At 34.8% G+C, this 3,792-nt stretch carries 4 protein-coding genes; 2 read left to right on the top strand and 2 right to left on the bottom strand.

The features are described from left to right. The first annotated feature begins 211 nt into the window (after nt 1-211). Complete coding sequence (locus V7164_RS17005; RefSeq protein ID WP_335346445.1) at nt 212-1,180, top strand: NAD(P)-dependent alcohol dehydrogenase; 969 nt, start codon at nt 212-214, stop codon at nt 1,178-1,180. A 117-nt stretch (nt 1,181-1,297) separates the two neighbouring features. Here the strand turns inward: V7164_RS17005 and V7164_RS17000 are convergent, their stop codons facing one another. After that, nucleotides 1,298-1,855 (bottom strand): histidine phosphatase family protein, encoded by a 558-nt coding sequence (locus V7164_RS17000; RefSeq protein WP_335346444.1) that lies wholly within the window; start codon nt 1,853-1,855, stop codon nt 1,298-1,300. A 342-nt stretch (nt 1,856-2,197) separates the two neighbouring features. On the opposite strand from V7164_RS17000, the gene V7164_RS16995 reads away from it, so the two are divergent. Continuing rightward, nucleotides 2,198-3,040 carry a carbonic anhydrase gene (locus V7164_RS16995; protein ID WP_335346443.1) on the top strand — a complete coding sequence of 281 codons (843 nt, stop codon included), beginning with the start codon at nt 2,198-2,200 and terminating at the stop codon, nt 3,038-3,040. Nucleotides 3,041-3,180: 140 nt separating this feature from the next. On the opposite strand, the gene V7164_RS16990 is transcribed toward V7164_RS16995, so the two are convergent. After that, complete coding sequence (locus V7164_RS16990) at nt 3,181-3,639, bottom strand: SRPBCC family protein (RefSeq protein ID WP_335346442.1); 459 nt, start codon at nt 3,637-3,639, stop codon at nt 3,181-3,183. Nucleotides 3,640-3,792: the final 153 nt, after the last annotated feature.

Genomic DNA, 3,792 nt, shown 5'->3' with positions numbered 1-3,792 from the left:
ATGACACACAGTTCATTTTCAAGAATAAATTTCCATTTTAAACTAATTTTTTAATTACCTTCTAAAAAGGATTGAGTTTGCTTCACATTCAAAATATATTTTTTAAAATTCAAATAATTTCGAATCTATCCCTTCCCTAATACGTATTACAGTAGGATTCATAATCAACTTTAATTGGTTGTTATTCTTATTTATAATTGGAGGGGTATTTTTGAGAGCTATCGTTAGCAACAAATATGGTTCACCTGATGTACTTGAACTGCAGGAAGTTGAGAAACCGAGACCTTTAGAAAATGAAGTCTTGGTAAAGATTCATGCTGCATCCTTGAACTTTGGTAACTTAGTTCTTTTGAAAGGAAAACCGTTCCTAGCTCGTTTAGCTTTCGGCCTACAAAAACCAAAACACCCTATACCAGGGGGTGATATTTCTGGTCAAGTTGAAGCAGTTGGCAAAGATGTTAAGCAGTTTCAACCAGGTGATGAAGTGTTCGGTGACCTCTCTAAGTATGGCTGGGGTGCTTTTGCTGAATATGTAGCTGTCCCTGAAGAGGCCTTAGCCTTAAAACCAGCCAATATCTCTTTCGAGGAGGCTGCTGCCGCACCAATGGCAGGAGTTACAGCCTTACAGGGATTACGGGATAAGGGAAAAATTAAGTCGGGACACAAAGTATTAATTAATGGGGCATCGGGTGGTGTCGGTACTTTCGCGGTACAAATTGCCAAATCATTCGGAGCTGAAGTTACTGGTATATGTAGTACGAGGAATTTAGAAACATTGCAATCCATTGGTGCAGACCATGTTATCGACTATACAAAAGATGATTTCACCCAACGCGAGGAGCTTTATGATTTAATTCTTGGGGTTAATGGCTCTTACCCCCTTTCCGCTTATAAACGCGCACTTAAACCAAATGGAAATTTCATTCACGTTGGGGGCTCCGAATCTCAATTATACCAGACCTTAATATTTGGACCTTTTCATTCAATGACAGGAAGTAAGAAAATGAGCAGTCTATTACAAAGAGCAAACCAAAAGGATCTAAAATATATGAAAGAACTGCTTGAGGCTGGTAAAGTAAAACCAGTAATTGATAGACAGTATAAGTTAAGTGAAGTACGTGAAGCATTCAGATACTTTGAAGAAGGTCATGCACAAGGAAAAGTTGTCATTACAGTATAGTTTAATAGATTTAGAATTTGTAACATTAATGCCTCTGATCGTGCTAATTATTATATCGGACGCACATTTTAAAAATAATAAGATGTGCGTTCAAATTAACTATTTTTCAAAAAGAAATTAAACACACTCCCATAACCTTTTTACATCTCTTAATTCTCTCCCATCAAAAGTTAATTTATAGATATCGGGCATATCGAGATTTTTCCAGAATGCAAAATCATATTGATTATCAAAGTAATTCATAATTAGAACCATAATGTTACCGTGTGTACCTATAACGATATTTTTACCTTCATACTTATCTAATATCTGAATAGTGGCATCCACGCCCCTTTTTTGAGCGACTGCATTGGATTCTCCGCCTTCCCATGAGAAATGGTCATCTTCCCAAACCTTTGTTATCGCAAAAGTAAAATCTTCTACAGGTTCTGCGGTTAACCTTCGTTCTTTAAAATCTTCTATCACTTCTATCTCTTTATTAAAATAATGAGCAATCCCTTCAACAGTTTGAATTGCACGCTTATATGGGCTTGAAATAACAATATCAATTTGCTCTTCTTTTAATAATTCAGTAATCTCATGTGAGTCAACTACTCCTTTTTTTGATAAAGGTCTTCTTAACTCGTCAGGTGTATATGTCGAATGAGCATGTCGGACAAAATATAAATGGGTCATTCAAAATCAGCTCCATATTAATATGTAAAGTAAAGGTAATCCCTGCTTTTTATTACTTATCTTATTCAGTTCAAGCCCTGTTCGAAAAAAGGCATTCTTTTCTCGGATTTCATTGTATCAATATTTTTAGGGACATAGAGTACGCTATTTTCATAGATAACAGGATTTGGAGGAATTATCGGACACTGGGTACTTATTTAATATTAATCACGTAAAAATGAAACATTTCCGCAAAATAACGGAACGTATGTCCGCTGAATTTTATATAAACAACGACTAAAATCCAATAATCGAGGTAAAAATACATTTATTACATGAATCAATATAAACGAGGTTAAAATTATGCCAGCAAAAAAAATATTTTATTCATTGTTAATGTCTTTTCTAGTTTTGTCCTTAGTAGCGTATTCTTCTATTTCACCCGATGCGGCTAAATATGATGTTGTAAATAAAAAGAAAAAGTCAATTGATGTACATACAGCCCATTGGTCTTACGAAGGGGAAACAGGACCAGAACATTGGGGTGACATAAATCCCGATTACGCAGTATGTACAAACGGGAAAGAGCAGTCCCCTATCAACATCCAAACATCACAAGTTATAGAAGATGATAAAATAGCAAATCTTGATATTAACTATAAGCCTACTAGATTCTCCTTAAGTAACAACGGATATACGATTCAGGGCAACCCTTCCACCCTGGATAACTCTTTTGTCGTTGACAATAAGGAATATAAGTTAGCACAATTCCATTTCCATACACCAAGTGAACATCAATTTAATGGGCAGAATTTTGATATGGAATTACATTTTGTACATAAGGATGCTAATAACCAATTAGCCGTTCTTGGCTTAATGATTAAAGAGGGAGCGTCAAATATTTATCTAGAAAAGGCCTGGAACGTCATTCCCACAGAAGAAACAACAAAAGATGTTAAATTGACAAAGCCCATCGACTTAATGAGCTTATTACCGAAAAATAAAGATTCGTTTCGATATAATGGTTCTTTAACAACTCCTCCATGCTCAGAAGCTGTAATATGGGCTGTATTGGAGGAGCCGATTGAAATGTCTAAAGAACAAATCGATAAATTCCGCAACATTTTCCCTGATAACCATCGACCTGTTCAATCCTTAAATGAACGTGAAGTAAAAAAAGTAAGAATTAACTATTTCAGTAAATAAAGTTTGATTAAAATGGATTTTTATCCGGCAGAATTTAAGATTGTGTTTTATAAAAAAGATGAATCATTTCTGCCTATGTTGTTTAAAAATCGAGCCGATTGTTGATCAACATTTCGTTTTGATTTTGTTTAAGTACATTTTTATACGTGAGCGTCAGGAAACCTATCCGAAACAAGATTCATGATGATGTTATGTTCAAGAAGTGCCTTTAAACCACATAGAACAATTGTAAAACCTCCAGTTGAATCTATCACTTGATGAACTATTTCATTTGGACTACCTTTGAATCCTTCGTTAATAATTGTTACAAAGGTTCCTTCTGACCGAGGTGTAAAAATCCACTCCACGGTCGTGTCATCGTCAAATTTGATGAGAATTCTATTATTTTGTTCCAACTGTTTTACATCAAGTTCAGCAGAAACTCCGTACATCTCCCAATCCCAACGAATACGTTTTCCCGCTTCTAATCTTCCGCTGCTTTTAGTAAACCAGAATTTTGTAGTAATGGAAGGGTCGATAAAAGCCTCAAATACCTCTTCAACAGGTTTTCTAATAAGCATTTCTACTTTTGCAACTGATACTTCCTTCAGGTTCGTCATTATGTAATCTCCTTTTTCTTTGTTCACTTCTGCACTTATAATTTAACCAACAATATATCCTTTCAAAATAAATTACCCAAAACATTTCTCCAAACTATTAAAAGAATCCTTTATCAACTATCCTGACATATAGTTTATTTATTCACAATATCC

The organism is Bacillus sp. JJ1474, from assembly GCF_036965225.1.
Taxonomy (GTDB): Bacteria; Bacillota; Bacilli; order Bacillales; family Cytobacillaceae; genus Cytobacillus.
This window is presented reverse-complemented; position numbering and strand designations above follow the sequence as displayed.

Excerpts from the sequence above, each read along its gene's own strand:
- V7164_RS17000 (WP_335346444.1), bottom strand. The coding sequence starts at position 1,855 with ATGACCCATTTATATTTTGTCCGACATGCTCATTCGACATATACACCT.
- V7164_RS16995 (WP_335346443.1), top strand. The coding sequence starts at position 2,198 with ATGCCAGCAAAAAAAATATTTTATTCATTGTTAATGTCTTTTCTAGTT.
- V7164_RS16990 (WP_335346442.1), bottom strand. The coding sequence starts at position 3,639 with ATGACGAACCTGAAGGAAGTATCAGTTGCAAAAGTAGAAATGCTTATT.